Source organism: Streptomyces prasinopilosus, from assembly GCF_001419695.1.
Lineage (GTDB): Bacteria > Actinomycetota > Actinomycetes > Streptomycetales > Streptomycetaceae > Streptomyces > Streptomyces prasinopilosus.
The window spans coordinates 1-2,864 of sequence record NZ_LIRG01000900.1; the positions used below are offsets into that span (position 1 = coordinate 1).

Annotated in this window: 3 protein-coding genes; all 3 read right to left on the reverse strand. The window is 78.2% G+C overall.

The annotated features are described in order from the left end of the window. Window positions 1–888 (reverse strand): sugar phosphate isomerase/epimerase family protein (locus AOK18_RS28170; protein WP_055696155.1); only part of this gene is annotated, 888 nt, incomplete at its 3' end. Continuing rightward, window positions 885–1,946 carry an SCO3242 family prenyltransferase gene (locus AOK18_RS28175; protein ID WP_079105229.1) on the reverse strand — a complete coding sequence of 354 codons (1,062 nt, stop codon included), beginning with the start codon at window positions 1,944–1,946 and terminating at the stop codon, window positions 885–887. The genes AOK18_RS28175 and AOK18_RS28170, both read right to left, overlap by 4 nt. After that, window positions 1,943–2,864, reverse strand: a 922-nt coding sequence (locus tag AOK18_RS28180; RefSeq protein WP_055696156.1) for an inositol-3-phosphate synthase, incomplete at its 5' end; no start/stop codon positions are given. The genes AOK18_RS28180 and AOK18_RS28175, both read right to left, overlap by 4 nt.

The window sequence follows — 2,864 nt, forward strand, 5'->3', positions numbered from 1 at the left end:
CCCGTCCCTCCACGCCGCGGTACGGGCCGCGGCGTGGAGGAACGGGAGGGACCGGGCGGCGAAGTGGGGGCCCGCGTGGGAGTGGCGGGGCAGTTCGACGACGGTCAGGCCCTGGTAGCCGGTGGCGGCGAGGGCCGCGAGGACGGGCGGGAAGTCGATCTCGCCGTCCCCGAGGGGCAGGTGCTCGTGGACCCCGCGGCGCATGTCCTCGATCTGGACGTGGCGCAGCCAGGGCGCGGCGTCCCGGACGCAGTCCGCGGGAGGGAGGGGTTCGAGGCACTGGCAGTGGCCGATGTCCAGGGTGAGGCCGAGGGGCCCGGGGTCCCCGAGGGTGCGGCGCAGACGGTGGAAGTCGGCGAGGGTGGCGAGGAGGTGGCCGGGTTCCGGTTCGACGGCGAGGGGCACGCCCGCGGTGGCGGCGGCGTCCAGGACGGGGGTGAGGGTCTCGGCGAGGCGTTTCCAGGCGGTGTCCTCGTCCGTGCCGTCGGGGAGGAGGCCGCTGAAGCAGTGCACGGCGTGCGCGCCGAGGTCGGCGGCGACCTCGACCGCCCGGACGAGCAGGCCGGCGCGGCGGGCGCGGTCGTCCGGGTCGGGGTCCAGGAGCGAGGGGCCGTGCTTGCGGCGGGGGTCGAGCACGTAGCGGGCGCCGGTCTCCACGGTGACGCCGAGCCCGAGCGCGTCCAGCCGGTGCGCGACCCGGCGGGTGCGGGCCGCGAGGTCCGGGGCGAGCGGGTCGAGGTGCATGTGGTCGAGGGTCAGTCCGACCCCGTCGTAGCCGAGGTCGGCGAGCAGGCCCAGGGCGTCGTCGAGGCGGAGGTCGGCGAGGCCGTTGGTGCCGTAGCCGAAGCGGAGGGGGAGCGGGGGGGCGTCGTTTGGGGTGCGGTTCACGTGATGCTCACCTTCCTCATGCCGGCCCTCCTGGCGAACATCCGGCCGGCCGGGATCAGGGCCGCGACGAGCAGGGCGGTGCCGGCCGAGCCGGAGCGGGCGGTGAGCGCGGCCTGGAGCGGGATCGTGGCCCGGATGCCGCCGCCGACGGCGCGTTGGGTCAGCGGGGGCGAGGGGTTGAGTGCGGCGTGGGCGTAGGGCCGGGCGGCCGTGGCGGCGTAGGCGGCGCCCAGGGCGGCGGTGAGGACGCCGGTGGTCCGGGCCGGTGGCCCGGCCGGGCCGGGACCCGGCAGGCCGGGGGCGGCTGCTGCCCGCCGGCCTGCCGGGAGTCGGGTGCGGCGGTGGGTGACCAGCCGCGTCAGTGCCCCCGTCGTCGCGAGGGCCGCCAGCGGGGCCAGCACCGAACCGCCGGTGGTCTCCCGGCGGGAGACGGCGGTGACCGTGAGGGTGTGCGTGCCGAGCAGCGCGGCGCTGGGCAGCGCGGCCCGGGTGCCGCCGCCGGTGGCGGCCGCGCCCAGGAGCAGGTCCAGTGCGCGGGCGGTGGCCATGGCCGCGGGGCCGGCGGGTGTGTGCTTCAGTGCGAGGTCGTAGGCCCAGACGGTCGCCGCCAGGGGGGTGGCCACCGCGAGGGCGGGGCGTCCCGCGCCGGCGGCGAGCGCCAGTCCGGCGCCGGTGAGGGCACCGGCGGCGGTGAGGGCGGCGGCCGGGCGGATACGGCCGGACGGAAGGGGGCGGTGCGGGCGTTCCGCGGCGTCCTCGGCCCGGTCCGCCCAGTCGTTCAGGGCCATGCCGGCCTCGTACAGGCACAGGGAGGCGCCGATGGCGAGCAGGGTGCGGGGGCCGGGGCGTGCGCCGGTCGCGGCCGCGCCGGCCAGGGCGTCGCCGGGGACGGTGAACAGGGCGGGCAGGCGCAGCAGTTCGGCCCAGGCGCCCGCACGGCCGGTGCGGGGCGCGGGGATGCCCGCGAGGGCCGTCCCGTCCGCCGCCGTCGTCCCGTCCGCCGCCGTCGGTCCGGTGGCGCCGGGTGTGTGCCGCGCCGGGGCGGCCGGGCGGCTCACCGCCGCGCCCCGGGCTCGGGGGCGTCGTCCCGCAGCCGCCCGGCGAAGCGCCTGAGTTCGGCGTACTGCTCGGCCAGCGAGGACGGGCCGTCCCCCACCGGGTCCTTGAAGTAGAAGCCCAGTTCGCCCAGCGGACCGGACAGTCCCCTCTCCCGGGCGCGGGCGGCCAGTCGGGCCAGGTCGAGGACGAGCGGTGCGGCGAGCGCCGAGTCGCAGCCCTGCCAGGTGGTCTGCAGGATCATGCGGGCGCCGAGGAAGCCGTCGAAGGCGATGTGGTCCCAGGCCGTCTTCCAGTCGCCGAGCGCGGGCACGTCGTCGATGTGGACCTCGCCCTCGGGGGTGGTGCCGAGGGTGTCGGCGAGGACGCGTTCCTTGCCGGCGTTCTTGGCGGCGGCGGTCGCGGGGTCGGCGAGGGCGGCGCCGTCGCCGCCGCCCAGGAGGTTGGTGCCGGACCAGGCGCGTACGGCGAGGGCGCGCTGCAGGAACATCGGGCCGAGCACGGAGCGCAGCAGGGTCTGCCCGGTCTTGCCGTCGCGGCCCGCGTACGGCAGGCCCGAGGCCTCGGCGAGCGGGGCCAGCGCGGGGTGGTGCAGGCCCGCGGAGGGGGTGAAGTTGACGTAGGGGCAGCCGGCGCGCAGGGCGGCCGCCGCGTAGCGGGAGCTGGGGGGCAGGGAGTCGTCGGTGGGAGCGGGTTCGGTGGAGGCGACGTTCACCACGACGGCGCCCGCGAGGTCCCGGCGGCGCACGAAGTCGCGGATGTCGGCCGCGAACACGTCGATCAGTTCGTCGTCGTGGTGCTCCGTGCGGCTGTCCGTGTCGCCGGGCAGGGGGCCGCCGGGTCTGATCTCCTGGTCCGCGGCGACGAGTTCGGCGTGCACGGCGGAGGGCAGGCCGTGCGGCAGGACGCCGCCGGCGGCG